21 protein-coding genes are annotated in these 26478 nt (G+C 69.1%); 20 read left to right on the plus strand and 1 reads right to left on the minus strand.

Going from position 1 to position 26478, the window contains the following annotated elements; genetic code table 11:
• The first annotated feature begins 262 nt into the window (after positions 1–262).
• The 12 genes from typA to ACFVV1_RS01685 all read left to right on the plus strand — a co-directional run bounded on the left by typA (position 263) and on the right by ACFVV1_RS01685 (position 16239).
• Complete coding sequence (gene typA, locus ACFVV1_RS01630; protein ID WP_389982825.1) at positions 263–2134, plus strand: translational GTPase TypA; 1872 nt, start codon at positions 263–265, stop codon at positions 2132–2134.
• Positions 2135–2994: 860 nt separating this feature from the next.
• Positions 2995–4647: an ABC transporter substrate-binding protein gene (locus ACFVV1_RS01635; RefSeq protein WP_389982828.1), complete on the plus strand. Its 1653-nt coding sequence runs from the start codon at positions 2995–2997 to the stop codon at positions 4645–4647.
• Between the two features lie 166 nt (positions 4648–4813).
• Positions 4814–5737: an ABC transporter permease gene (locus tag ACFVV1_RS01640; protein ID WP_389982831.1), complete on the plus strand. Its 924-nt coding sequence runs from the start codon at positions 4814–4816 to the stop codon at positions 5735–5737.
• Positions 5738–5768: 31 nt separating this feature from the next.
• Entirely contained in the window at positions 5769–6692 is a 924-nt protein-coding gene (locus ACFVV1_RS01645; protein WP_389982834.1) for an ABC transporter permease, read from the plus strand.
• A 15-nt stretch (positions 6693–6707) separates the two neighbouring features.
• On the plus strand, positions 6708–7763 hold the full coding sequence (locus ACFVV1_RS01650; protein ID WP_389982837.1) for an ABC transporter ATP-binding protein: 1056 nt from the start codon (positions 6708–6710) through the stop codon (positions 7761–7763).
• A complete protein-coding gene (locus ACFVV1_RS01655; RefSeq protein ID WP_389982840.1) occupies positions 7756–8910 on the plus strand; it encodes an ABC transporter ATP-binding protein in 1155 nt (384 codons plus the stop codon). Before ACFVV1_RS01650 ends, ACFVV1_RS01655 begins: the two co-directional genes overlap by 8 nt.
• 286 nt (positions 8911–9196) lie before the next feature.
• Positions 9197–10837 (plus strand): ABC transporter substrate-binding protein, encoded by a 1641-nt coding sequence (locus ACFVV1_RS01660; protein WP_389982843.1) that lies wholly within the window; start codon positions 9197–9199, stop codon positions 10835–10837.
• 119 nt (positions 10838–10956) lie between these two features.
• A complete protein-coding gene (locus ACFVV1_RS01665; protein ID WP_389982846.1) occupies positions 10957–11880 on the plus strand; it encodes an ABC transporter permease in 924 nt (307 codons plus the stop codon).
• A complete protein-coding gene (locus ACFVV1_RS01670; RefSeq protein ID WP_389982849.1) occupies positions 11873–12847 on the plus strand; it encodes an ABC transporter permease in 975 nt (324 codons plus the stop codon). The genes ACFVV1_RS01665 and ACFVV1_RS01670 overlap by 8 nt, the downstream gene beginning before the upstream one ends.
• Positions 12848–12860: 13 nt before the next feature.
• Positions 12861–13838 carry an ABC transporter ATP-binding protein gene (locus ACFVV1_RS01675; protein ID WP_389982852.1) on the plus strand — a complete coding sequence of 326 codons (978 nt, stop codon included), beginning with the start codon at positions 12861–12863 and terminating at the stop codon, positions 13836–13838.
• Positions 13828–15039, plus strand: a complete 1212-nt coding sequence (locus ACFVV1_RS01680) for an ABC transporter ATP-binding protein (protein ID WP_389982854.1) — start codon at positions 13828–13830, stop codon at positions 15037–15039. The genes ACFVV1_RS01675 and ACFVV1_RS01680 overlap by 11 nt, the downstream gene beginning before the upstream one ends.
• A gap of 198 nt (positions 15040–15237) precedes the next feature.
• Positions 15238–16239, plus strand: coding sequence for a hypothetical protein (locus tag ACFVV1_RS01685; protein WP_389982857.1), 1002 nt, complete (start codon positions 15238–15240; stop codon positions 16237–16239).
• 67 nt (positions 16240–16306) lie between these two features.
• Here the strand turns inward: ACFVV1_RS01685 and ACFVV1_RS01690 are convergent, their stop codons facing one another.
• The gene (locus ACFVV1_RS01690; protein WP_389982861.1) at positions 16307–18439 is read right to left on the minus strand and encodes a prolyl oligopeptidase family serine peptidase; all 2133 of its coding nucleotides are present in this window, start codon (positions 18437–18439) and stop codon (positions 16307–16309) included.
• A gap of 166 nt (positions 18440–18605) precedes the next feature.
• On the opposite strand from ACFVV1_RS01690, the gene ACFVV1_RS01695 reads away from it, so the two are divergent.
• The 8 genes from ACFVV1_RS01695 to ACFVV1_RS01730 all read left to right on the plus strand — a co-directional run bounded on the left by ACFVV1_RS01695 (position 18606) and on the right by ACFVV1_RS01730 (position 26353).
• A complete protein-coding gene (locus tag ACFVV1_RS01695; RefSeq protein WP_093896879.1) occupies positions 18606–18800 on the plus strand; it encodes a hypothetical protein in 195 nt (64 codons plus the stop codon).
• 79 nt (positions 18801–18879) lie between these two features.
• Entirely contained in the window at positions 18880–19959 is a 1080-nt protein-coding gene (gene mshB / locus ACFVV1_RS01700; protein WP_389982864.1) for an N-acetyl-1-D-myo-inositol-2-amino-2-deoxy-alpha-D-glucopyranoside deacetylase, read from the plus strand.
• On the plus strand, positions 19956–20402 hold the full coding sequence (locus ACFVV1_RS01705) for a DUF6113 family protein (RefSeq protein WP_389982867.1): 447 nt from the start codon (positions 19956–19958) through the stop codon (positions 20400–20402). The genes mshB and ACFVV1_RS01705 overlap by 4 nt, the downstream gene beginning before the upstream one ends.
• Before the next feature lie 418 nt (positions 20403–20820).
• The gene (locus ACFVV1_RS01710) at positions 20821–22659 is read left to right on the plus strand and encodes a hypothetical protein (RefSeq protein WP_389982870.1); all 1839 of its coding nucleotides are present in this window, start codon (positions 20821–20823) and stop codon (positions 22657–22659) included.
• A 226-nt stretch (positions 22660–22885) separates the two neighbouring features.
• Entirely contained in the window at positions 22886–23821 is a 936-nt protein-coding gene (locus tag ACFVV1_RS01715) for an ABC transporter ATP-binding protein (protein WP_389982873.1), read from the plus strand.
• Entirely contained in the window at positions 23818–24558 is a 741-nt protein-coding gene (locus tag ACFVV1_RS01720) for an ABC transporter permease (RefSeq protein ID WP_389982876.1), read from the plus strand. Before ACFVV1_RS01715 ends, ACFVV1_RS01720 begins: the two co-directional genes overlap by 4 nt.
• Positions 24555–25745: a sensor histidine kinase gene (locus tag ACFVV1_RS01725; RefSeq protein WP_389982879.1), complete on the plus strand. Its 1191-nt coding sequence runs from the start codon at positions 24555–24557 to the stop codon at positions 25743–25745. The genes ACFVV1_RS01720 and ACFVV1_RS01725 overlap by 4 nt, the downstream gene beginning before the upstream one ends.
• Positions 25742–26353, plus strand: coding sequence for a response regulator transcription factor (locus ACFVV1_RS01730; protein ID WP_327258801.1), 612 nt, complete (start codon positions 25742–25744; stop codon positions 26351–26353). The genes ACFVV1_RS01725 and ACFVV1_RS01730 overlap by 4 nt, the downstream gene beginning before the upstream one ends.
• The last annotated feature ends 125 nt before the right edge of the window (positions 26354–26478 follow it).

The following is a 26478-nucleotide window of genomic DNA, read 5'->3' on the forward strand; positions in this document are numbered from 1 at the left end:
CCGCCCTCGGCAGCCCCTTTTCACACCCTGCGCACCCACCCCGCGCAGTCCGGACACCGAGGCGGGTACCGAGGTAAGGACTGCCGAATTCCGGTTGAAGAGTGGTTGAAGAGCGGTCTCGCGGATCGGGCCGGGAAGCCCCCGACGCGCCAGCCCCGTACCATGGGGGGTAGCCGTGGCGCGTCCGCCCGGCGGGCGTACGAGGACCCGAGAGCGACTGAGACGCCTGATCCCACGATCCGAGAGAAGCGCAAGCCACCCAATGCCCACGCGCCACGACATCCGTAACGTAGCCATCGTCGCCCACGTCGACCACGGCAAGACCACGCTGGTCGACGCCATGCTCAGGCAGGCCGGCGCCTTTGCCGCGCACGCCGCCGAGAACCTCGACGAACGCATGATGGACTCGAACGACCTGGAGCGTGAGAAGGGCATCACGATCCTGGCCAAGAACACGGCCGTGAAGTACCACCCCAAGGATGGCGGCGACGTCATCACGATCAACATCATCGACACCCCCGGCCACGCCGACTTCGGCGGTGAGGTCGAGCGAGGCCTGTCGATGGTGGACGCGGTCGTGCTGCTGGTCGACGCCTCCGAGGGCCCGCTGCCGCAGACCCGGTTCGTGCTCCGCAAGGCGCTGACGGCCAAGCTGCCGGTCATCCTCTGCATCAACAAGACGGACCGTCCGGACTCCCGGATCGCCGAGGTCATCGACGAGACGTACGACCTCTTCCTGGACCTGGACGCCGACGAGGACCAGATCGAGTTCCCGATCGTCTACGCCTGTGCCCGTGACGGCGTCGCCTCGCTGACCAAGCCGGAGGACGGCACCGTCCCGCCGGACAGCGACAGCCTGGAGCCGTTCTTCAGCACGATCCTCTCCGCGGTCCCGGCCCCGGAGTACGACGAGGACGCGCCCCTCCAGGCCCACGTCACCAACCTGGACGCCGACAACTTCCTCGGCCGTATCGCGCTGTGCCGTGTCGAGCAGGGCGAGCTGCGCAAGGGCCAGACCGTTGCGTGGATCAAGCGCGACGGCACGATGTCCAACGTGCGCATCACCGAGCTGATGATGACCGAGGCGCTCACCCGTAAGCCCGCCGAGAAGGCCGGTCCGGGCGACATCTGCGCGATCGCCGGTATCCCGGACATCATGATCGGCGAGACCCTGGCCGACCCCGAGAACCCGATCGCGCTGCCGCTGATCACGGTCGACGAGCCGGCCATCTCGATGACCATCGGTGCGAACACCTCGCCGCTGGTCGGCAAGGGCGGCAAGGGCCACAAGGTCACCGCCCGGCAGATCAAGGACCGTCTGGACCGGGAGCTCGTCGGTAACGTCTCGCTCCGTGTCCTGGACACCGAGCGCCCCGACGCCTGGGAGGTCCAGGGCCGCGGTGAGCTCGCCCTGGCCATCCTCATCGAGACCATGCGCCGGGAGGGCTTCGAGCTCACCGTCGGCAAGCCGCAGGTGGTCACCAAGCAGGTCGACGGCAAGACGCACGAGCCGATCGAGCGCATGACGATCGACTCGCCGGAGGAGCACCTCGGCGCCATCACGCAGCTCATGGCGACGCGTAAGGGCCGCATGGAGACGATGACGAACCACGGTTCGGGCTGGGTCCGCATGGAGTGGATCGTCCCGTCCCGCGGGCTCATCGGCTTCCGTACGGAGTTCCTGACCCAGACCCGTGGCACGGGCATCGCGCACTCCCTCTTCGAGGGCCACGAGCCGTGGTTCGGCGACCTGCGCACCCGTCACAACGGCTCGCTGGTGGCGGACCGCGCGGGCGTCGTGACGCCGTTCGCGATGGTCAACCTCCAGGAGCGCGGTGTCATCTTCACCGAGGCCACCACCGAGGTCTACGAGGGCATGATCATCGGCGAGAACTCGCGCGCCGACGACATGGACGTGAACATCACCAAGGAGAAGAAGCTCACCAACATGCGTGCGGCTTCCGCGGACACCACGGAGAACGTGGTGCCCGCCCGCAAGCTGTCGCTCGAGCAGTCGCTGGAGTTCTGCCGCGACGACGAGTGCATCGAGGTGACCCCGGAGACGGTCCGTATCCGCAAGGTCGTCCTGGATCAGAAGGAGCGCGGCCGCGCCGCTTCGCGCGCCAAGCGCTGACCCGCGCACCCGCGCCCGTTCACCTGAGGCCCGGCCTCCCGCACACCGTGCGGGAGGCCGGGCCTTTGTGATGAGGCTCCGTCCGAAATCAGCGATTCATGCCGGGCGGCAAGAGGACGTACAGCCGCACCGTCACCCACAAGAAGACGCTGACCGCCACCGGGGCCGCCACCGGGGCCGTCGCCGGCGGAGCGTCAGCGGGCTTCTCGGTGGGCAAGGTGCTCGCGAAGCCTCGACGCACATGTCGAGGGCAGCTATACGCACGCCGAGGGCCGCACCACGGCCAAGGGCATCATGGTGACGGATCAGCTCGCAAAGAAGGGCCGGTACCGGCTCTACGCGGGTAGACTCCAGGTGCGGGATATGCGTCGCCGCCCAGGACGTGAAAGCGGGGGGTCAGTGCGCCCAAGACTCTCGCCGGCAGGTCGGTCGAGCAGGTGTCCCGTTGTCCGCGCGCACGCGGACGGCGGGGCGCTTCCGTGCTTCCGCGGCCGGTGACGTGAGCGTGCCGCCCCTCGGATGCGCAACACGTATTTGTGAGCTGAGCGTCCGATTATCGGGTGTCGCTCTCCGGAACATGTATTAACGGTCCGTTTCGGGGGTGTCTGTCTGGGATCGCTTTGTCCGTATTTCGGGTCTACGCGTGCGATTGATGTTGTCAAAACGAGACCCTTTAAGTGTGGTTTACAGCCCCGCCGTACTTAATAGTTGGCTCGATGAGCTCGGGTCAATGGGTCACGCACTGTGGGGAGTGCCGACTCACGAGCACACTCGGGTACTTGGGTGTCATTGCCGTCAGGGGTGTCGGCGAACGGCCAAGACCCTTCTTGTAGATCAGTGGACTCATGAGGAGGAAACCCATGCGTGGTGCCAAGAGCGCCAAGTGGGTCGCGGGAGCGGCAATCATCGCCCTGGCTGCGACCGCTTGTGGTGGCGGGGACGACGGCAAGAAGGACAACGCCGGTAAGGGGGCAGGCGGCGGCACGTTCCGTCTCGGCATCACCGAGCCGGTCTCCATCGACCCGGTGAACGCCCAGGAGTCCGAGGGCATGGTCGTCGCCCGGGCTCTCTTCGCCCAGCTGTACGACGTCTCCACGGACGGCAAGCTCATCCCGAAGCTCGCCGAGTCCGGCACGTCCGAGGACGGCAAGTCCTGGACGTTCAAGATCAAGGCCGGCACGAAGTTCACCAACGGTGAGGTCGTCGACGCCGAGTCGTTCATCCGCGGCTGGACCCGTGTCGCCGCGAAGGCCTCGGCCTCCGACGTCTCGTACCACATGGCCGGCATCAAGGGCTACGACGACCTGAAGGGCGGCAAGAGCGACACGTTCGCAGGCCTGTCCGCTCCGGACGCCAACACCCTCAAGGTCGAGCTGACCGAGCCGGACTTCGAGTTCGACAAGAAGACCGCCCACGCGGCCTTCAGCCCGGTCCCGAAGGTCGCCGGCGCCGGTGACAACAAGTCGTTCAACGACGCCCCGATCGGCAACGGCGCCTTCAAGATGCAGGGCTCCTGGCAGCACAACGGCTCGATCACCCTCGTCCGCAACGACGACTACGGCCTGACCAAGGCCAAGCTGGACAAGGTCGAGTTCAAGATCCTGAACCCGGCCAACGGCGCCCAGCTCGAGTACACGGGCTTCCAGTCGGGCCAGTTCGACTACGCCCGTATGCCCACCCCGCAGCTCCCGGTCGCCAAGGCCAAGTACGAGCCGCAGGGCCAGTGGTACTCGGCCGAGTTCTCCGGCATCAACTACCTGGTCGCGTTCAACCAGTCCAAGCCGCTGGACAACGCCGACGCGCGCAAGGCGATCTCGTACGCGATCGACCGCGAGGCCATCGCCAAGTCCGTCTTCCAGGGCATGATGAAGCCGGCCACCGCGTTCCTCCCGCCGTCCTTCGCCGACACCTACCAGGCCGGTGTCTGCACCTCCTGCCTGAAGCAGGACAAGGCCAAGGCCAAGGAGCTCGCCGCGAAGGGCGGCCTGAAGCCGGGTACGACCATCAACTTCGGCTACAACACCGGCGCCGGCCACGAGGAGTGGGTGCAGGCCATCGCGGCTCAGCTGAAGGACGTCCTCGGCGTCAAGGTCAAGCTGGACGGCAAGCCGTTCAAGGAGGCCCTGGCCGCTCAGCAGGAGAAGAGCGCCAACGGTCTGTGGCGTTCCGCGTGGACCGCCGACTACCCGACCGCGGACAACTTCCTCTCCCCGCTGCTGAGCACCGCCGGCATCGGTGAGGACAAGGCGACCGGCAAGGCGCAGGGCGACAACCGTGGCCGCCACTCGAACCCGGCGTTCGACAAGCTGCTCGACCAGGCCCGCTCCGAGAAGGACGCCACCAAGCGTGCCGACCTGTACAAGCAGGCCGAGAAGATCGCCATCGACACCGACCAGGGTGTCATTCCGCTGTGGCAGCGCAGTGGGTACCGTCTGGTGAACAACAAGAAGTTCGACAACATCAAGATGGACTTCTTCGAGGACCCGACTCTCGCAGAGATCTCTGCCAAGTAAGAGCCTCCTGCAGTAGGTAGGCGAAGGCCGTGGAGTCGGAGTAACTTCTTCGGTTTCCACGGCCTTCGCTCCGTCCCGGGCGCACCCCCTACCAGCGCCCGGCAGCGGCCGCTCTCCCGATCGGATGACGCCGCCCACCCCACGCTCAGTATGTGAAGGAGGCATCGTGGGCAGATATGTGATCCGCCGGCTCGGGCAGATGATCGTCGTCCTCTTCGGTGCGACCGTTGTTCTCTTCTGCTGCCTGTTCATCCTGCCCGGCGACCCCGTGGGTTCGCTCGGTGGCGACAAGGCTCGCGACCCGGCCGTCGTGGCCCAACTCCGGGAGCGCTACGGTCTCGATGACCCGCTGCCGGTGCAGTACGGCCACTTCGTCCAGAACCTGGCCAAGGGCGACCTCGGTGAGGACTTCACCCAGCGCCGCCCGGTGACCGAGATCCTGAAGCCGAAGCTCGCGAACACCGCCGAGCTGGCTGTCACGGCCATCCTCATCGACATCGCGATCGGCGTCTTCGCCGGTCTGATTGCCGCGTTGTTCAGATATTCGTTCTGGGACGTGTTGATCACTCTGCTGACCACGCTGGCCGTCGGATTCCCCTCCTTCATCATCGGCATGGTGCTGCAGAAGTTCTTCGTGGTGGACCTCCAGTGGTTCCCATTGATCTCCGACGGCTCCTTCAACTCCCTGATCCTGCCCGCCTTCACACTGGCGATCCTCGACGCGGCACTGGTGGCGAGACTCATGCGCGGCACCATGCTCGAGGTGCTGCGGGCCGACTACGTCAAGACGGCCGTCGCCAAGGGTCTGCCCCGGCGGACGGTGCTCGTCAAGCATGTGATGCGCAACTCGATCATCCCGGTCGTCACCTACCTGGGCATCTCCTTCGGCGGCCTGCTCGGTGGTGCGCTCATCACCGAGGCGATCTTCAACTGGGACGGCATCGGGCTGGCGCTGGTCCAGGCGGTTCAGCAGCAGAACAACCCGATCATCATCGGCGTGGTGACCTTCGGTGTCGCCGTGTTCGTTCTGCTCAACCTGATCGTCGACCTCTTGTACGCGGTCCTCGACCCGCGCATCCGTCTCGCCTGATCCCAGGCAGCCCGTTCTAGGAGTCACACCCATGACTGAGCTCACCAAGAGCACAGCGGAGGCGGGGACCGCTCAGAAGGCGGCCGCTCCGGCCGAGGCCGAGCCGGCGATCGCTCGCGTCACCCAGTGGGGCGAGATCCGCCACCGCTTCCTGGCCAACAAGCTGGCCGTGGTCGGCCTGGTGCTGGTCGGCCTGCTGTTCCTGACCGCCGCGTTCGCACCGCTGCTCGCGCCGTTCGACCCGCTGGCGCAGGACCTCAACAACACCCTGCAGTCGCCGGGCAACGGGCACCTGCTCGGTACCGACGCGCTCGGCCGCGACCAGCTGTCGCGCATCATCTACGGCGCCCGCATCGCCGTGGTGATCGGTCTCGCCTCGATTTTCCTGGCGTGCCTGATCGGCATGATCGTCGGCTCCCTCGCCGGGTACTTCGGCAAGGCCACCGACTCGGTGCTGATGCGCATCGCGGACGTCTTCTTCGCCTTCCCGCTGCTGATCGGCGCCATCGTCATCATCATCGCGATGGGCCGCGGCGTCGCCCCGGTGATCATCTCGCTGGGAATCTTCACCTGGCCGACGGTCTCCCGACTGCTGCGCAGCTCGATCCTGTCGGTCCGCGAGGCCGACTTCGTGCTCGCCGCCCGCGCTCTGGGCGCCAGCACCTCGCGGATCATCATCCGGCACATCATTCCCAACTCCATCGCCGCGGTGATGGCGTACGCCGCCTTCAGTGTCGGCAGCGCGATCGTGGCGGAGGCGGCGCTGTCCTTCCTGGGCGTCGGTGTCAGTCCCGAAGTCGCCGAGTGGGGCAACATGCTGGCCTCGGCCCGCGATTTCCTCGGGGTCAAGGACTACCTGTGGGTCTACCCGTCGATCGCCGTGGTCCTCACGGTCCTTGGTTTCGTTTTCGTCGGCGACGGGCTGCGTGACGCCCTTGACCCGAAGCTGCGCTGAGAGGGCGGCACCACTATGACTACTTCACACGTCACCGCGGAAGTGCCGAACCAGCGCTCCGGCGACACCGAGACCCCTGTGCTCGAAGTGCGCGACCTGCACGTCGAGTTCAAGACCCGCGAGGGCATCGTCAAGGCCGTCAACGGCGTCAACTACGATGTCCGGGCCGGTGAGACGCTCGCCGTGCTCGGCGAGTCCGGCTCCGGCAAGTCCGTGACCGCGCAGGCGATCATGGGCATCCTCGACTCGCCCCCCGGGCGGGTCGCCAAGGGCGAGATCCTCTTCAAGGGGCAGGACATCCTCCAGCTCCCGGAGAGCGAGCGGCGCAAGCTGCGCGGCCCGAAGATGGCGATGATCTTCCAGGACGCGCTCTCCGCGCTGAACCCGGTCTACTCGGTCGGCAACCAGCTGAGCGAGATGTTCCGGGTCCACCAGGGCATGTCCAAGAAGGACGCCAAGGCCAAGGCCATCGAGCTGATGGACCGGGTGAAGATCCCGGCCGCCAGGAGCCGGGTCAACGACTACCCGCACCAGTTCTCCGGCGGTATGCGCCAGCGCATCATGATCGCCATGGCGCTGGCCCTGGAGCCCGACCTGATCATCGCGGACGAGCCCACCACGGCGCTCGACGTGACGGTCCAGGCGCAGGTCATGGAACTGCTGGCGGACCTTCAGCGCGAGTACAACATGGGCCTGATTCTGATCACCCACGACCTCGGCGTCGTCGCCGACGTCGCGGACAAGATCGCGGTCATGTACGCGGGCCGGATCGTCGAGCAGTCCCCGATCCACGAGCTGTACAAGCGCCCCGCGCACCCGTACACCCGCGGCCTGCTCGACTCGATCCCGCGGCTCGACCAGAAGGGCCACGAGCTCTACGCGATCAAGGGCCTGCCGCCCAACCTGTTGAAGACGCCCTCCGGTTGCGCCTTCAACCCGCGCTGCCCCAAGGCGCAGGACATCTGCCGCACCGACGTCCCGGCCCTGCTGCCGGTGACCGAGCCGGACGGCACCGAGCTGGTCGGCCGCGGCAGCGCCTGCCACTTCTGGAAGGAGCAGATCCATGGCTGAGCCCAGCAAGAAGGACGCCGCCGTGGACGACGCCCTCCCCAACGTCACCGAGGTGGAGACGGTCGACGCCGCCACGGAGGCGGAGGCCGTGGCCGCCCTCGAAGCGAAGGTGGACCGCGGGGAGCCGATCCTGCAGGTGCGCAACCTGGTCAAGCACTTCCCGCTGACCCAGGGCATCCTGTTCAAGAAGCAGATCGGCGCGGTCAAGGCCGTCGACGGGATCTCCTTCGACCTGTACCAGGGCGAGACGCTCGGCATCGTGGGTGAGTCCGGCTGTGGCAAGTCCACGGTCGCCAAGCTCCTGATGCTCCTGGAGACCGCCACCTCCGGCGAGGTCTTCTACAAGGGCCAGGACATCACCAAGCTGTCCGGCAAGGCCCTCAAGGCCGTCCGCCGCAACATCCAGATGGTGTTCCAGGACCCGTACACCTCCCTCAACCCCCGTATGACGGTGGGCGACATCATCGGGGAGCCGTACGAGATCCACCCGGAGGTGGCGCCGAAGGGCGACCGGCGCCGCAGGGTCCAGGAGCTGCTGGACGTCGTCGGGCTCAACCCGGAGTACATCAACCGGTACCCGCACCAGTTCTCCGGCGGCCAGCGCCAGCGCATCGGCATCGCCCGCGGCCTCGCGCTCAACCCGGAGATCATCATCTGCGACGAGCCGGTCTCCGCGCTCGACGTGTCGGTGCAGGCGCAGGTCATCAACCTGATGGAGAAGCTCCAGGACGAGTTCAACCTGTCCTACCTCTTTATCGCGCACGACCTGTCGATCGTCCGGCACATCTCCGACCGGGTCGGTGTCATGTACCTCGGCAAGATGGCCGAGATCGGTACGGACACGGAGATCTACGACCACCCGACGCACCCCTACACCCAGGCGCTGCTGTCGGCGGTCCCGGTCCCCGACCCGGAGGCCCGCGAGGGCCGCGAGCGGATCATCCTCACCGGTGAGGTCCCCTCGCCGGCGAACCCGCCCTCGGGCTGCCGCTTCCGCACGCGCTGCTGGAAGGCCGAGGACAAGTGCGCCACGGAGATGCCGCTGCTGGCGGTCCCTGAGCGCTTCAGGAGCTCGGACACACCGGCCGCGCACGAGTCGGCATGCCACTTCGCCGAGGAGAAGGACATCGTCGGCGCGGCTTCGTAGGACGTCACGTGTGACACGGAAGGCCCGGAACCTGTCAAGGTTCCGGGCCTTTTGCCGTCCCGGGCGGGCGCGGCCGGGGGCCGCTGTCTCGCGCACCTATGACGGTACGTCGGTGTCCGCTCGCGACGGGCTACTTGTACTGGACGGCCCACCGGCTGCTGTTTTGTATGTCAAGTCCATGTCAGCTCTCGCGACGCGCCCGAATAGGTGGAGTAAATGTGCGTAATTTCAGCTATGGGGTGATATTTGACTCCAAGTGAGACGGAGAACTACGAGGAGGCACTCCATGCGCGGAGCCACACAGGCCAAGTGGGCCGCATGCGCGGTGGCCGTCGCCCTGGCGGCGACGGCATGTGGCGGCGGGGGCGGCAGCGGCGGTGGTGGCGGTGGCGGTGGGGCCAACGGAATCGTGAGTTCCTCCTGGGGCGACCCGCAGAACCCGCTGGAGCCCGCGAACACCAACGAGGTGCAGGGCGGCAAGGTCCTCGACATGATCTTCCGGGGGCTCAAGAGGTACGACCCGAAGACCGGCGCGGCCACGAACATGCTCGCCGAGAAGATCGACACCAAGGACAACCAGAACTTCACGGTCACCGTGAAGGACGGCTGGACCTTCAGCAACGGCGAGAAGATCACCGCGAAGTCGTTCGTGGACGCCTGGAATTACGGCGCCCTGCTGAAGAACAATCAGAAGAACGCGTACTTCTTCGGTTACATCGACGGATACGACAAGGTCCACCCGGCCACCGGCAGCGCTTCCGCGAACACGCTCGCCGGCCTCAAGCTCGTCAACGACAAGACCTTCATGGTCAAGCTGGCGCAGAAGTTCTCGCTGTGGCCCGACACCCTCGGCTACCCGGCCTTCGCCCCGCTGCCCAAGGCCTTCTTCACCGACCACGCCGCCTGGCTGTCCAAGCCGATCGGCAACGGTCCGTACGCCATCGACACGTACACCAAGGGCTCGTCGATGAACCTGCGCAAGTGGGACGAGTACCCCGGGGACGACAAGGCGCAGAACGGTGGCATCGACCTCAAGGTCTACACCGACAACAACACCGCCTACACCGATCTGACGGCCGGCAACCTCGACCTCGTCGACGACGTACCCGCCTCGCAGCTGAAGAACGTCAAGGCGGATCTCGGCGACCGGTACATCAACACCCCGGCCGGCATCATCCAGACCATCGCCTTCCCCTTCTACGAGAAGAAGTGGGACACCCCCGGCGGCATCAAGGTCCGCCAGGGCCTGTCGATGGCGATCAACCGCGAACAGATCACCAGCCAGATCTTCCGGAAGACCCGCACCCCTGCCTCCGACTGGACCTCCCCGGTCCTCGGCGCGGAGGGCGGCTTCAAGAAGGGGCTGTGCGGCGCGCCCTGCGAGTACAACGCGGCGAACGCCAAGAAGCTGATCCAGGAGGGCGGCGGCATCCCCGGGAGCCAGCTCAAGATCTCGTACAACGCGGACACCGGCTCCCACAAGGAGTGGGTCGACGCCGTCTGCAACAGCATCAACAAGGTGATGGGCAACAACAAGGCGTGCGTCGGCGGCCCGGTCGGCACCTTCGCCGACTTCCGCAGCCAGGTCTCCCATCAGAAGCTGACCGGCGCCTGGCGGGCCGGCTGGCAGATGGACTACCCGCTGATCCAGAACTTCCTGCAGCCGGTGTACTACACCGACGCCTCGTCCAACGACGGCAAGTGGAGCAGCAAGAAGTTCGACGGCCTCGTCAACAAGGCCAACGCCGAGTCCGACAAGGCCAAGGCCGTCTCGACCTTCCAGGACGCGGAGAAGGTCCTGGTCGAGCAGATGCCCGTCATCCCGCTCTGGTACCAGAACGGCAGCGCCGGGTACTCGGACCGGGTCACCAAGGTGTCGCTGAACCAGTTCAGCGTCCCGGTGTACGAGCGGATCAAGGTCAAGTGACCCGTTGAGGCCGGGTGGCCGGTGCCGGGAACGAACGCACCGGCCACCCGGCTTCCTCGTCCCCTCGACGCGTCACTCCCCAGCCCGAGCCTCCGCCCCCACGACCCCCGGAGCCCTTCATGGGACGTTATGTGATCCGGCGGCTGCTGCAGATGATCCCGGTCTTCTTCGGCGCCACGCTGTTGATCTTCCTCATGGTGAACGTGATGGGCGACCCCATCGCGGGCCTCTGCGGCGAACGCCAGTGCGATCCGGCGACCGCAGCCCGACTCCGCTCGGAATTCGGCCTCGACAAGCCGGTCTGGCAGCAATACGCCACCTACATGGGCAACGTCTTCACCGGCGACTTCGGCACCGCGTTCAACGGGCAGAAGGTCACCGAGCTGATGGCCGGCGCCTTCCCCGTCACCATCCGGCTCACCGTCGTCGCGATCGTCTTCGAAGTCGTCATCGGCATCAGCTTCGGCGTCGTCACCGGTCTGCGCCGGGGCCGCCCCGTCGACACCACCGTGCTCATCCTCACCCTGGTCGTCATCTCCGTCCCGACCTTCGTCACCGGTCTGCTGCTCCAGCTCCTCCTCGGAGTGGAGTGGGGCGTCATCAAGCCGTCCGTCTCCCCGGAGGCGCCCTTCAACGAACTCCTCGTCCCGGGACTCGTCCTCGCCTCGGTCTCCCTGGCGTACGTCACCCGCCTCACCCGGACCTCGATCGCCGAGAACGCCCGCGCCGACTACGTCCGTACCGCCGTCGCCAAGGGACTGCCCAGGCGCCGCGTCGTCATCCGGCATCTGCTGCGCAACTCGCTGATCCCCGTCGTCACCTTCATCGGTACGGACGTGGGCGCCCTGATGGGCGGAGCGATCGTCACGGAGCGGATCTTCAACATCCATGGCGTCGGCTACCAGCTCTACCAGGGCATCCTGCGTCAGAACTCCCAGACCGTCGTCGGGTTCGTCACCATTCTGGTCCTCGTGTTCCTGGCGGCGAACCTGATCGTCGACCTGCTGTACGCCGTACTCGACCCGAGGATCCGCTATGCCTGAGCAGACACCGGACGAGGCGATCTCACCGGCCGGCGCGGGAGGCGTCATGGACCTTGCCCTGGAGAAGGGCGCGACCCTCGAGAAGACGCCGGGCGGCCCCGAGGGCACCGGCCCCGCCGAGAAGCCGCGCAGTCTGTGGTCCGACGCCTGGCGGGACCTGCGCCGCAACCCGGTCTTCATCATCTCCGCCCTGATCATCCTCTTCCTGGTGATCATCTCGATCTGGCCGTCGCTGATCGCCGACCAGGACCCCCTGAACTGCAACCTGGGCAAGGCCCAGGAGGGCTCCCAGCCCGGCCACCCCTTCGGCTTCGACGGACAGGGCTGCGACGTCTACACCCGTACCGTCTACGGCGCCAGGAACTCCGTCACCGTCGGCGTCTGCGCCACCCTGGGCGTCACCCTGCTCGGCGGCTTCCTCGGCGGCCTGGCCGGATTCTTCGGCGGCTGGTGGGACTCCGTGCTCTCCCGCCTCACCGATGTCTTCTTCGGCATCCCCGTCGTCCTCGGCGGCCTGGTCTTCCTCTCCGTCGTCACCAGCTCCACCGTCTGGCCGGTGATCGGCTTCATCGTGCTGCTGGGCTGGCCGCAGATCGCCCGCATCGCCCGGGGCTCCGTGATCACCACCAAACAGAACGACTACGTACAGGCGGCACGCGCGCTCGGCGCCTCCCACACGCGGATGCTGCTGCGCCACATCACCCCGAACGCCGTCGCGCCGGTGATCGTCGTCGCGACCATCGCGCTCGGTACGTACATCTCGCTGGAGGCGACCCTCTCGTTCCTCGGCGTCGGCCTGAAACCGCCGGCCGTCTCCTGGGGCATCGACATCTCCGCCGCGTCCCAGTACATCCGCAACGCCCCGCACATGCTGCTCTGGCCCGCCGGAGCGCTGGCGATCACCGTGCTCGCGTTCATCATGCTCGGCGACGCGGTGCGCGACGCCCTCGATCCCAAGCTGCGCTGAGGAGCCCGCTGCGATGTTGCTCGAAGTGCGCGATCTGCACGTGGAGTTCCATACCCGCGACGGGGTGGCCAAAGCCGTCAACGGGGTCGACTGCTCGGTGGCCGAGGGCGAGACGCTGGCCGTCCTCGGCGAATCCGGCTCCGGCAAGTCGGTCACCGCACAGGCCGTCATGGGCATCCTCGACATGCCCCCCGGGAAGATCAGCGGCGGCGAGATCCTCTTCAAGGACCGCGATCTGCTGAAGATGAAGAAGGACGAGCGCCGGAAGATCCGCGGCCAGGAGATGGCCATGATCTTCCAGGACGCCCTCTCCTCCCTCAACCCCGTGCTCAGCGTGGGGGAGCAGCTCGGCGAGATGTTCGTCGTGCACCGCGGAATGTCCCACAAGGACGCCAAGCGGAAGGCCGTCGAACTGATGGACCGGGTCCGCATCCCGGCCGCGAAGGAACGCGTCGGGAACTATCCGCACCAGTTCTCCGGCGGCATGCGCCAGCGCATCATGATCGCGATGGCGATGGCGCTGGAACCCTCGCTGATCATCGCCGACGAACCCACCACGGCCCTCGACGTGACCGTCCAGGCCCAGGTGATGGACCTGCTCGCCGAGCTCCAGCGCGAACTGAACATGGGCCTGATCCTGATCACCCACGACCTCGGCGTGGTCGCGGACGTCGCCGACTACATCGCCGTGATGTACGCGGGCCGGATCGTCGAGACCGCCCCTGTCCACGAGATCTACCGGGCACCCGCCCACCCGTACACCAAGGGCCTGCTCCAGTCGATCCCGCGCCTGGACCAGAAGGGCCAGGAGCTGTACGCGATCAAGGGCCTGCCGCCCAACCTGCTGCACATCCCGCCCGGCTGCGCCTTCCATCCGCGCTGCCCGATGGCCCAGGAGATCTGCCGGGGTGAGGTACCGCCGCTGTTCGAGGTGGCCGAAAACCGCGAGAGCGCCTGCTATTTCTGGAAGGAGACGCTCGATGCACGCTGAACCGGGGAGCACCCGCGCGGGCGGCGAACCCATTCTGGAGGTCCGCGATCTCGTCAAGTACTACCCGCTGACCCAGGGCATCCTGATCAAGAAGCAGATCGGCGCCGTCAAGGCGGTCGACGGGGTCTCCTTCGACCTGGCGGCGGGCGAGACGCTCGGCATCGTGGGGGAGTCGGGCTGCGGCAAGTCGACCGTGGCCAGGATGCTGGTCCATCTGGAGCAGCCGACGGCCGGTGCGATCAAGTACAAGGGCGAGGACATCACCAAGCTGTCGGGGCGCGCGCTGAAGGCCGTGCGCCGCAACATCCAGATGGTGTTCCAGGACCCGTACACCTCGCTCAACCCGCGGATGACCGTCGGCGACATCATCGGGGAGCCGTACGAGATCCACTCCGAGGTGGCCCCGAAGGGCGACCGGCGCCGCAGGGTCCAGGACCTGCTGGACGTCGTCGGGCTCAACCCGGAGTACATCAACCGCTATCCGCACCAGTTCTCCGGCGGCCAGCGCCAGCGCATCGGCATCGCCCGCGGTCTGGCCCTGAACCCCGAGATCATCGTCGCCGACGAACCCGTCTCCGCCCTCGACGTCTCCGTGCAGGCGCAGGTCGTCAACCTGCTGGACCGGCTCCAGGCCGAGTTCGGACTGAGTTATGTCTTCATCGCGCACGACCTGTCGATCGTCCGGCACATCTCCGACCGGGTCGGCGTGATGTACCTGGGCCGGATCGTCGAGATCGGCACCGACGAGCAGATCTACGACCACCCCACGCATCCGTACACCCAGGCGCTGCTGTCCGCCGTCCCGGTGCCGGACCCGATGGCGCGCGAGCACCGGGAGCGGATCATCCTGTACGGCGACGTCCCCTCTCCCGCCAACCCGCCCTCTGGGTGCCGTTTCCGCACCCGCTGCTGGAAGGCGCAGGAGCGGTGCGAACTGGAGGTGCCGCTGCTGGCGGTTCCGGCGGTCTTCCGGCTGACGGACACCCCGGCCAAGCACGACTCGGCGTGCCACTTCGCGGAGGAGAAGCAGGTGGTGCCGCCGGAGGGGCTGCCGGAGGCGCCGGGGGAGCTGCCGGGAGAGTCGCCGGAGGAACTGCCGGGGGAGGCCGACGCGGCGGAGAAGGAGGGCGAGGCGGGCTCCTCGGGCGCCGTGGGGCAGGAGGACGGGCCTTCGCCGTCCGGGAGCAGCCGGGCCGTCTGACCGCGGACGCGTTGACGCGTGGGCAACTCGGCCGTCCCACCTCCGACACACGAACGCGCCACGATGGTCGTCGTACGGCCGTGCGGGTGCCGTGAACCGGCCGGGGGGCCGTCAAGTCCCCCCGGCCGGTTGCCCGTTCAGGCACCGTCCGGGCGACCCTCTTGTCCGGCGGGCGGCGGCCGGGGGAGTATCGCTCGTGTGATACTCACGCGCGGAGCAAGGATCACCGGCGCCGTCCTCTGTGCCCTGCTCGCGGTGGTCGTCGCGGGCTGGCTCGTACGGGATCTCCAGGCCGTCGACGATCCGGGGCGGTTGTGGAAGTACTGGGCGGGCTACTACGAGATGCGGCCGACCGTGCCGCCCACCACCTCGGCCGACGACGTGATGCTGCTCGTGGCGTATGTGGTCGCCGCCGTCGTGGCCCTGCGGTCCTCGGTGGCCGGAACCGTGCTGGTCGCCACCGGAGTGGTCACCCTCGCCATGCGGCTCCCCGGACTCTGGAACATCGGTGAGTCCCGGACGGCCGCCGCGTACTCCGACGACCTCCGCACCCGCGCCCTCGTCTGTGCCTTCGTGGCCCTCGCGGCGGGCATCGCGCTGATCATCACCGCGGGGGCCGGGCGCAGACCGCCGCGCGACTTCTCCGAGGCCACCCCGGGCCGTCCGGGCCAGGGCGCCGGGGTGACCGCCTTTCTGCTGCTGGGAGCCGCCGGAGCGGTCGTGATCGCCTGGGAGATCCGCCAGGCCGTGCGGTTCCCCGAGATCTACCCCGACTGGTACCTGGGCGGGAACCGGGCGATGCAGGCGCTGACCGACCCTCCGCCGGGCTGGAGCAGTGCGCTCGTCGCGCTGCTCTGTCTGTACGCGGGGACGAGCGCGCTCTGCCGGGCCGTGCACGCGCGGCCGTTCGGCATGATCGCGGCCGGTGCGCTGCTGTCCGCCGGCGTGCTGGGACTGGCCCGCGCCGTGCACTACGACTTCCTCGATCACTTCGGCGATCTGCCGGCCGAGGAGCAACTCACCGTACTGACCTGGTTCTTCGAAGTCGTCGCCGGAGCGGTGGTGCTCATCGTGCTGGCCCGGCGGGGCACCGCGGACGCCCCCGCCCAGCCCCACCAGGGCTATGGGCAGGGGTACGGCTATCCGCGGCCCGGCGTCTTCGGCCCGCCGCCCCCGTCCCAGCCGCCGCCGGGCTGGTGACGGATGCGGCAGTCGGTCCATCGACTGCCGCCCGCCGGCCGACGCCTGCCGGGGCGTCCTGATCAGATCACTTGTACAGTCCCAACGACCGCTTCAGGAAGTCCACTTGGAGCAGCAGCAGATTCTCGGCCACCTGCTCCTGCGGCGTCATGTGCGTCACCCCGCTGAGCGGCAGCACCTCGTGCGGGCGCCCCGCCGAGAGCAGCGCCGACGACAGCTTGAGCGAGTGCGCGACCACCACGTTGTCGTCCGCCAGACCATGGATGATCAACATCGGCCGGACCTGGTCCGCGGCCCCGGAGAGCCCCTCGTCCGTCAGCACCGAGTTGCGCGCGTACACCTCCGGCTGCTTCGCCGGGTCGCCGAGGTAGCGCTCGGTGTAGTGGGTGTCGTACAGCCGCTGGTCGGTCACCGGAGCGCCCACCACCGCCGCGTGGAAGACATCCGGCCGCCGCAGCACGGCCAGCGCCGCCAGATATCCGCCGAACGACCAGCCGCGGATCGCCACCTTGCCGAGATCCAGCGGGAACCGCCCGGCCAGCGCGTGCAGCGCCTCGATCTGGTCGTCCACGGTGAGGACGAGATCGTCCTTGACGGCCTTCTCCCAGCCCGGTGAACGCCCCGGCGTGCCACGGCCGTCCGCGACGACCACCGCGAAACCCTGATCGGCGAACCACTGTGACGTCAGATGCGGATTGTGGGCGGCGAGCACCCGCCGGCCGTGCGGTCCGCCGTACGGATCCATGAGGACCGGAAGCGGACCGTCCGATTCCTTGTACCCGTCGGGGAGCAGCACGGCGCACGGAATTCGCCGTGCGCCCCCTTCGGTGAGGAGCACTCGTGCCGACAGGACCGGCTCCTCCGCGAAGCTCGCCACGGTGGCGATCCGCTTGCCGCCCCGGAGCACCTCGGCGCGGGCCCCCGGCCGTTCCAGGGACTGGGAGACCAGCACCGTCACCCCACCCGCGCGGACCGCCGAATGCACCCCCGCCCCTGCGGAGATCCGCTCGATGCCCAGTTCGTTGACCCGGTAGACATGGCTCTCGCCGATCTCCGGCTCCGCGGCCTCCTCGCCCGCCGACGCCGACACGAGGACATCCGAATCACCGATGTCCAGGACCGCCTGGAGCTGCAACTGCGCCCCGGTCAGCAGCCGGTCGCCGACCGCGAGCACCCGCGCCCCGCCCTCGTCCGCGATCCGCACGAGCCGCCCGTCCGGCGCCCAGGCGGGCACGCCGGGGAAGATTTCCAGCCAGACCGGGTCCTCGTCGACATGCACCGTCCGCGTCGTACCGGTCTCCGTGTCCACCGCGAGGAACAGCTGGCTCTGCTGGTCACGGGCCTGTACGAGGAGCAGCGGAGCGCCTTCCGACGACCAGTGCACCTGGGCCAGATACGGATGGCGCGCCCGGTCCCAGACCACTTCGGTCCGGCTGCCGTCCAGGCCCGTCACGAAGAGCCGCACCTCGGCGTTGGGCGTCCCCGCCGCCGGGTAGGCGACCTCGGCGGGCCTGCGGTCCGGGTGCGCGGGATCCGCGATCCACCACCGCTGTACGGGGCTGTCGTCGACCCGGGCGACCAGCATCCGGTCCGACTCCGGCGACCACCAGAAGCCCCGCGAGCGCTGCATCTCCTCGGCCGCGATGAACTCCGCCAGACCGTACGAGACGTTCTCCCCCTCCGGCTCCGCGAGCGCCCGGTCCCCGTCGCCGTCGGCGCCCACGACGCGCAGCGCGCCCTTGGACACGTACGCGATGTGCCGCCCGTCCGGCGAGGGCCGCGGGTCGATCACCGGACCGGGCACCGGCAGCGCCCGCGCCGTACCCGCCCGCAACTCCGCGACGTACACCTTCCCGGAGAGCGCGAACGCGGCCAACTCGGCCGCCGCGTCCACCGCGTAGCCGACGATCCCCGAGGAGCCCTCACGGCTGCGCTCGCGCCGGGCCCGCTCCTGCGCCGACAGCCGCTCCGCCGAACCGCCCAGCAGCGTCCCGGGATCGGCGACGACACGCTCCTTCGGTGCCCCGCCCGCCGGCAGGTCCAGCACCCACAGCCGGCCCGCCCGGTCCGTGCCCGAGCCCGACCGAAGGAAGATCACCCGTTCACCGTCGGGTGAAACGGTGAACGCACGGGGAGCGCCGAGGGTGAATCGCATGGTCCTGGCGTGCTGGCGGGGAAACGAGATCTTCTGCGAAGTCATGGGCTCGAACCTAGTCCCCGACCGCCCGGTCGTGCGCCCCTCGTGCTGCTGTGCCCCGATCAATGCGGTGCCACGGATAGTTATGATCCGTAGCGCTTGGTGGGTATGAACCTGCTGGCTCCATGTGTGCTGCCCGTCCCGACCGTACTGATGGAGGTGAACCGCCGTGGCACTCTCGATTTCGGCGGTGGTGCTGCTGGCGATCGTCGTCTTCCTGCTGATCCGGAAATCCGGACTGAAGGGCGGACATGCGGTGGTCTGCGCGCTGCTCGGTTTCTATCTGGCCAGCTCGTCCATTGCGCCCAGCATCTCGAACCTGACCACGAATGTGGCCGGCATGATCGGCAGCCTCAAGTTCTGAGCCCCGGTTACGCGTCCCGGTTCGTCGTCGGCCGGTGTGCGGTCAGGGTCTGAGGCGCCCGGCTCGTAGGGTGGTCCCTATGACGGACCATCCCGCCCGGCGTCTGCTTCTGGTGCACGCGCACCCCGACGACGAGTCGATCAACAACGGCGCCACCATGGCCAAGTACGCGGCCGAGGGTGCCCAGGTGACCCTGGTGACCTGCACACTCGGCGAGGAGGGCGAGATCATCCCGCCCGCCCTCGCCCCTCTCGCGGCGGACCGGGAGGACACCCTGGGCCCCTACCGCCGGGGTGAACTCGCCGCGGCGATGAAGGAGCTCGGGGTCACCGACCACCGCCTCCTCGGCGGCCCCGGCCGCTTCCGCGACTCCGGAATGATGGGCGCCGAGCAGAACCACCGCCCCGGCGCCTTCTGGGACGCGGACGTGGACGACGCCGCCGGGTACCTCGTGGAGGTGATCCGTTCGGTCCGCCCGCAGGTCCTCGTGACGTACGACACCGACGGCGGCTACGGGCACCCCGACCACATCCAGGCGCACCGCGTCGCGATGCGGGCGGCGGAGCTGGCCGCCGACCCGGCGTACCGCCCCGGACCGGACGCCCCGCACACCATCGCCAAGATCTACTGGAACCGGGTGCCGCGCTCGGTCGCCGAAGAGGGCTTCGCGCGCCTGCGGGCGACGGCGCCGGACGCCTTCCCGGGGATCGCCGCCCTCGACGACGTACCGGGTGTGGTCGACGACACGAGGATCACCGCGGGGATCGACGGCTCGGCCCACGCGGCCGCCAAGAGCGCCGCGATGCGGGCCCATGCCACCCAGATCGTCGTGGACGGGCCCTTCTTCGCTCTCTCCAACGACCTCGGCCAGCCCGTCTTCACCACCGAGTACTACGAGTTGGTACGCGGCGCCTCCGGGGCCCCTCAAGGGGCCCGCGAGGACGACCTGTTCGCCGGACTGCCGGAAGCAGACGTACCGGGAGCAGACGTACTGGAAGCGGATGCGCCGGGAGCAGATGTACCGGAAGCGGACGTACCAGAAGTGGATGTAGCAGGAGCAGATGTACTGAAAGCGGATGTACCGGAAGCAGGCGTAGCAGGAGCCGACGTACCGGAAGCGGACGTGCCGGGAGCCGGCGTATCGGGAGCTGGGCGATGAGCGACGGCAAGCAGCGCGCACCGCGCACCGGCCCGCCCGCCAGGAACACCGCGGCCACCGGCCTCGCCGCGCCCCTCAATCCCGGGCGGATCGCCGCCTATGTGGGCCTCGCCGTCCTCGGCGCGCTCGTCGGGATCGCCGGGGCACTGGTCCAAGCAGCCTGGTTCCCCGCCGGATTGCTGCTCGCGCTGGCCGCGTGCGCCGGACTGTTCTACGGCGGACGCTGCGTCTTCGGCACCCAGCTCGGCGCCCTGGCCCCGGCCGCGGGCTGGCTGATTTCGGTCATTGTGCTGCTCGGCGGACGACCGGAAGGTGACTATGTCTTCGGCGATGAACTGGGCCTCACCCTCTTCATGCTGGGCGGGATGGCCGTTGCTGTGATCTGTGCCACGATGTCGCGGTCGCCGCGAACGGACGCCGACAGCGGCCGACCTGGCAAGTAATGTGCCACGTCCGATCCCGTAATGCCCCTTGTCCGTCCGGCGGTCGCGCAGTCGTTTCCCCCGGTCGCGGAATGTCTGTCGGCGGCGGCCAGTAAGGTGGTTCGCGCGCCGAGCCGTCCCCTGGCCTGCGGCATGGGGGAAGTACGGGCGGCGGAGCCAATCGGGAGAACCTGCTTTGAGTCGTGAAACTGACAGTTCGTCCTCCGGGCCTCAGAGGCGTGGAGGAGCCGCGTACCCCTCGGGGACGCCGCCGTACGGATCCCGCCAGTATCCGTCGCTGCACCCTTCGCAGGACGCCCCGGAGGGGGCCCCGGAGCCTGCGGATCCGCCTCGGTCCGAAGAACCGAGGACCGAGACGACGCTGACGACGCGCATCCGGATCAACATCCCGGGCTCGCGTCCCATCCCGCCCGTCGTCATGCGTACGCCCATGGCCGACGCCGACGCCACCGAAGCCGAGCGCACGAGCAGCATCCCGCGCCCCGCCTCGCCCGGGCCGAGCGGCGCGTCGGACGCGGCCGACACCGCACCGGCCGCCGAGGCACGGCCCGGCTCGGCGAGGGCGGAACCGGCTGCCGAGAAGCCGGCCAGGGAGAAGAACGGCGGCGACTGGTTCGCCCCGCGCAAAGCCCCCACGAACACCTCGGTCGTCGGCTCCGGCGCGCCCGGTGGCGCCGACGGCCCCAAGGGCGCCGCGCCCACCCCGCCCCGCGCCGACCTGCCGTACTTCTCGGACGGTCCGCAGCGCACCGGCGAGCAGGACCCGCCCCGCCCCGGCAGCGCCCTCGACGAGCTCAGCCCCCGCGCATCCGGCGGCCCGCGCCCCACGCCCAACCTCGGCGTGCGTACGCCCGGACCCTCCGGACCGACCACGGGCGTCACCGGTACGTCGTCCCTGACCCCGAACCTCGACGGGGCGGTCGGCTTCGACACGGCGGGCCCCGGGGGTTCCGCGGGCCCGCAGGGTCAGGGTCCCGGCGCCCCCGGTGGCGTGCCTCCGCGGATGTCCGACGACACTGCGGTGCTGACGCCCCAGTCGCCGGGCCCGGCCTCCGCCGGCCGGGGCGGCAACGTCTCGGGTGACACGCTCACCAGCGGCATCCCCGTCGTCCCGCCGGAGCACCGCTCGCCGTTCCCGCCCCCGTCCCCGTTCGTGGGCGCGGGCGGCCCCGGCGGTGGACGTCCCGACCTGACGCCCGGTCTCGCGGACGACGCGATGGGCACCGGTCCGGCCGGGCCCGGCGGTCCCGCCACCCCGTCGCCCGCCCCCGCCGCGCGCCCCGCCCCGGCGGCCCCGCCCGCGAAGAAGAAGGGCCGCTCCAAGCTGGTCCTCCTCTGCGCCGGTGTCGTCGGTCTGCTCGGTGTCGCGTACGGCGCCGGGCTGCTGATGAACCACTCCGACGTTCCCAAGGGCACCACGGTCCTCGGTGTCGACATCGGCGGCGGCACGAAGGAGGAGGGCGTCGCGAAGCTGGACACCGCCCTCGGCAAGCGCGCCGAGGCCCCCCTCCAGCTGTCCGTGGACGGCAGGAAGACCGAGCTCGCACCGGACAAGGCGGGGCTCGGCCTGGACAGCCAGGAGACCGTGCGCTCGGCCGCGGGCAGCGACTACAACCCGCTCTCCGTCATCGGCTCCCTCTTCGGCAGCAAGCGCGTCGTCGACCCGGTGATCCCGGTGGACGAGGAGAAGCTCGGGGTCGCGCTGACGGATCTGGCGGGCGTCTCCGGCTCGGCCAACGACGGCACGATCCGCTTCGAACCGGGCAAGGCCGTCGCCGTACCCGGCAAGGCGGGCAAGGCGCTGGACGTCAACCAGTCGCTGATCTCGGTGCGTGACGCGTACCGGGCCCAGGTGGAGACCGGCCGGACGGCCACCGTCCAACTGCCCGTCACCAGCCGCGAACCCACCATCAGCCAGGCCGAACTGGACCGGGCGATGAAGGAATTCGCGCAGCCCGCGATGTCCGGCCTGATCACCATCAAGGCCGGTCCCAAGCAGATCCAGTTCGGCCCGGCCAAGTCGCTGCCGAAGATCCTGACGATGGTGCCGGTCAAGGGCCGGCTGGTCGAGCACTACGACAAGAAGGCCATCGACACCCTCTGTGAAGGCGTCTTCGACGGCGTCATGATCACCAAGGGTGATGGCAAGAAGCACCAGCTCAGTGCGGACGACGTGGCGGCCGCCATGCAGACCGCACTGGTCGGCAGGACCCCCGTCGAGCGGACCGTCACGATCGACCTCGGCGGCAACGGATAACCGCACCCGCACACCCGTACACCGCCCCGCCCCCGTCCGGACCCCCGGCCGGGGGCGGCGCCGTGTCCGGGCCGGCGTACGGCCCACAGGGACTTCGGACGCCGGCCCGCCCCGCCCGCCACACCCACCGGCGTCCGGCGTCACGCGCTCCGCATGACATCTGTCATTCCGTTTCCACGACCCGCGGCCCTGCCGGGCCCACCCCCCGCTCCGCCACGCTGGACGCATGACAACGACAGCCCCCGAGACCACCGGAGCCAAGACCGCCGTGGTCCGCTTCGACCGGGTCAGCAAGGCGTACGGAGCGGTGCGCGCCGTCGACGGACTCACCCTCGATCTGCACCCCGGCGAGACCGTGGCGCTCCTCGGCCCCAACGGTGCCGGAAAGTCCTCCACCCTGGATCTGCTGCTCGGCCTGCGCACCGCGGACTCCGGTTCGGTCCGGGTCTTCGGCACCACCCCGCAGGGCGCCATCGCCGCGGGCCGCGTCGGAGCGATGCTGCAGAGCGGCGGCCTGATGGAGGACGTCACGGTCGGGGAACTCGTCCGCCTCGCCTGCGATCTGCACCCCAGGCCCTACCCGGTGGGCGAGGTGCTGTCCCGCGCCGGTATCGCGCAGATCGCCGACCGCATGGTCAACAAGCTCTCCGGCGGCCAGGAGCAGCGCGTACGGTTCGCGCTCGCCACCGCCGGGGCCAACGACCTGATCGTCCTCGACGAGCCGACCACCGGCATGGACGTCACGGCCCGCCAGGCCTTCTGGGCCACGATGCGCGAGCAGGCCGAGCAGGGCCGCACCGTCCTGTTCGCCACCCACTACCTCGAAGAGGCCGACGCGATCGCCGACCGCGTCCTCGTCCTCCACAAGGGCCGGCTGCTGGCCGACGGCACCGCCGCCGAGATCAAGGCGAAGGCCGGGGCCCGCCGGATCTCCTTCGAGGTGGAGGGCCCGGTCGACGAGGCGGCCCTGCGCGGACTGCCGTTCCTCGCCACGCTCGACATCACCGGCAACCGGGTCCGTATCCAGTCGCACAACGCCGACGCGACCGTCCACGCGGTCTACGGGCTCGGCCTCTACCCGCGCGAACTCGAAGTCGCGGGACTCGGCCTGGAGCAGGCCTTCGTCGCCATCACCGAGGCCGAGGAGGCCAGGACCCAGTGAACACTCTCATCAGGCTCGAAGTGACCCGCACCCTGCGGAACAAGAAGTTCATGTTCTTCTCGGTCATCTACCCGTCGGTGATCTACCTACTGATCTCCGGCACCCGGAACACCACGGACAAGGTCCCGGACAGCGACCTCACCTTCCAGGCCTTCTTCATGGTCTCGATGGCCTCCTTCGGCGCGCTGACCGCCGTCCTCATGGGCAACAGCGAACGCATCGCCAAGGAGCGCGAGAAGGGCTGGGTCCGCCAGCTCCGGCTCACCGCACTGCCCAGCCGCGGCTACGTCCTGGCGAAGATCGCCGGCGCGGCGATGGTCACCCTGCCCTGCATCGTGGTCGTGTTCCTGGTCGCCGCCACCGTCAAGCACGTACGGCTGGACACCTGGCAGTGGTTCGCGCTGGCCGGGGTCATCTGGGCCGGTTCGCTGGTCTTCGCCGCGCTCGGGGTCGCCATCGGCTACGTCGCCAGCGGTGACGCGGTCCGCCCGATCACGATGATCATCTACTTCGGGCTCTCCATCCTCGGCGGTCTGTGGATGCCCAGCGTGACCTTCCCGCAGTGGCTCCAGAACATTTCCGAATGGCTGCCCACACACGCGTACGCTTCTCTCGGCCAGGCGATCGAAATGGGCGGGTCGCCGCACGGCAAGGACGTTGCCATCCTCTGCGTCTACTTCCTGGTCTTCGCGGGCGGAGCGGCCTGGCTCTACCGGAAGGACACCCTGAAGGCGTGAACGACGAGGAGGAGTACGTGGGGGTCGGGCGCCCGCCGACGGGCCGCCGGCAGGTCTGGATCAAGCTGCTCTGGATCGGTATCTGGCTCGCGTTCATGAGCGCCCCGGTCAAGGACCTGGCCGACGGCCACCACACCCCGTGGGGCACCGCGCTGGGCGTACTCGGTCTGCTGGTCTTCGTCGGCACCTATCTGGTGCTGCTCTTCCGCCATACGTCGAAGGCCCTCGACCGGCGCGTCGTCCAGTCCTCGATCGCCTTCCTCGGCGCCCTCGCCATCACTCTCTTCCTGACGCTCGGCACCGCGTGGCTGGTCCTCTTCGTGTACGTGGCGGTCTCCGTCGGCGCCACGCTGCCGCTGCGGACCGCCCGCTGGCTGATCCCCGCGGTCGTCGCCGTCCTGGTCCTCCTCGGCCTCACCGACGACCACCCCCGCGAGATCATCACCGCCCTGGTCTTCCCCGCGCTCCTCGGCGGCTTCGCGATGACCGGCGTACGGCAGATGATCCGTACGACGATCCAGCTCCGCGAGGCCCGCGCGACCGTCGCCCAGCTCGCCGCCAACGAGGAGCGGCTGCGGCTCGCCCGCGACCTGCACGACCTGCTCGGCCACTCGCTCTCGCTCATCACGCTCAAGAGCGAACTGGCCGGGCGGATGCTCCCCGACCACCCGGAGCAGGCCGCCGCGCAGGTCGCGGACATCGAACGGGTCAGCCGCCAGGCCCTGGTCGACGTACGCAGCGCCGTCACCGGCTACCGCCGTCCGACCCTCCCCGGCGAACTGGCCGGCGCCCGTACCGCACTCGCCGCCGCGGGCATCACCGCCGACGTCCCCGCCGAGGCTCCCGAGGACGTCCCCGAGAAGCCGGAGGAGGTGCTCGCCTGGGCACTGCGTGAAGCCGTCACCAATGTCGTACGCCACAGCGGCGCCCGGCACTGCACCGTCACCCTCATCCCGCGCCAGACCCTCGACGGCCGGGTCCTCGAACTCACCGTCGCGGACGACGGCGTCGGCGCTTCGGGCACGGAACCGGGCAACGGCCTCACCGGCATCACCGAACGCCTCGCCACGGTCGACGGCACGCTGATCGCCCCGGCCGGCAGCTCCCGCTCCGGGTCCGGGTCCGGTAAAGGCTTCACCCTCACCCTGACCGTTCCCCTCGGATCCGGCCTAGGATCCACGGAATGAGCATGATCAGACTCCTCCTCGCCGAGGACCAGTCCATGGTGCGCGAGGCCCTCGCGGCACTCCTCGGCCTGGAACCCGACATCGAGGTGGTGGCCCAGGTCGCCCGCGGGGACGAGGTGCTCGCCGCGGCCCACGAGCACCGCATCGACGTGGCGCTCCTGGACATCGAGATGCCGGGCATGACGGGCATCGACGCGGCAGCGGCCCTGCGGCGCGAACTCCCGGCCGTGAAGGTCGTCGTCGTCACCACCTTCGGCCGCCCCGGCTACCTGCGCCGCGCCATGGAGTCGGGCGCCGACGCCTTCCTGGTGAAGGACGCCCCGGCCGCCCAACTGGCCTCGGCGGTACGGAAGGTGCTCGCCGGGGAGCGCGTCATCGACCCCACCCTCGCGGCCGCCGCGCTCGCCGACGGGGCGAACCCCCTCACCGACCGCGAACGCGATGTGCTGCGCACGGCGGCGGACGGCTCCACGAACGCGGAGATAGCGGCCGCGCTCCACCTCTCACAGGGCACGGTCCGCAACTACCTCTCGATGGCGATCCAGAAACTGGCGGTCCGCAACCGCGCGGAGGCGGTCCGCATCGCCCGAGAGAAGGGCTGGCTGTAACGCCGCGGCGGGGCCCGGGTGCCGCGCAGGCCGGTGCGTGCGGACCTCCGCCCGAAGCACCCATGACCGCGAACCGCGCGAGGTGCCGGCCTGCGACTCCGAGCAACGGGTCGTGGCCAGCGGTT

This window comes from Streptomyces sp. NPDC058092, assembly GCF_042884935.1.
Lineage (GTDB): Bacteria > Actinomycetota > Actinomycetes > Streptomycetales > Streptomycetaceae > Streptomyces.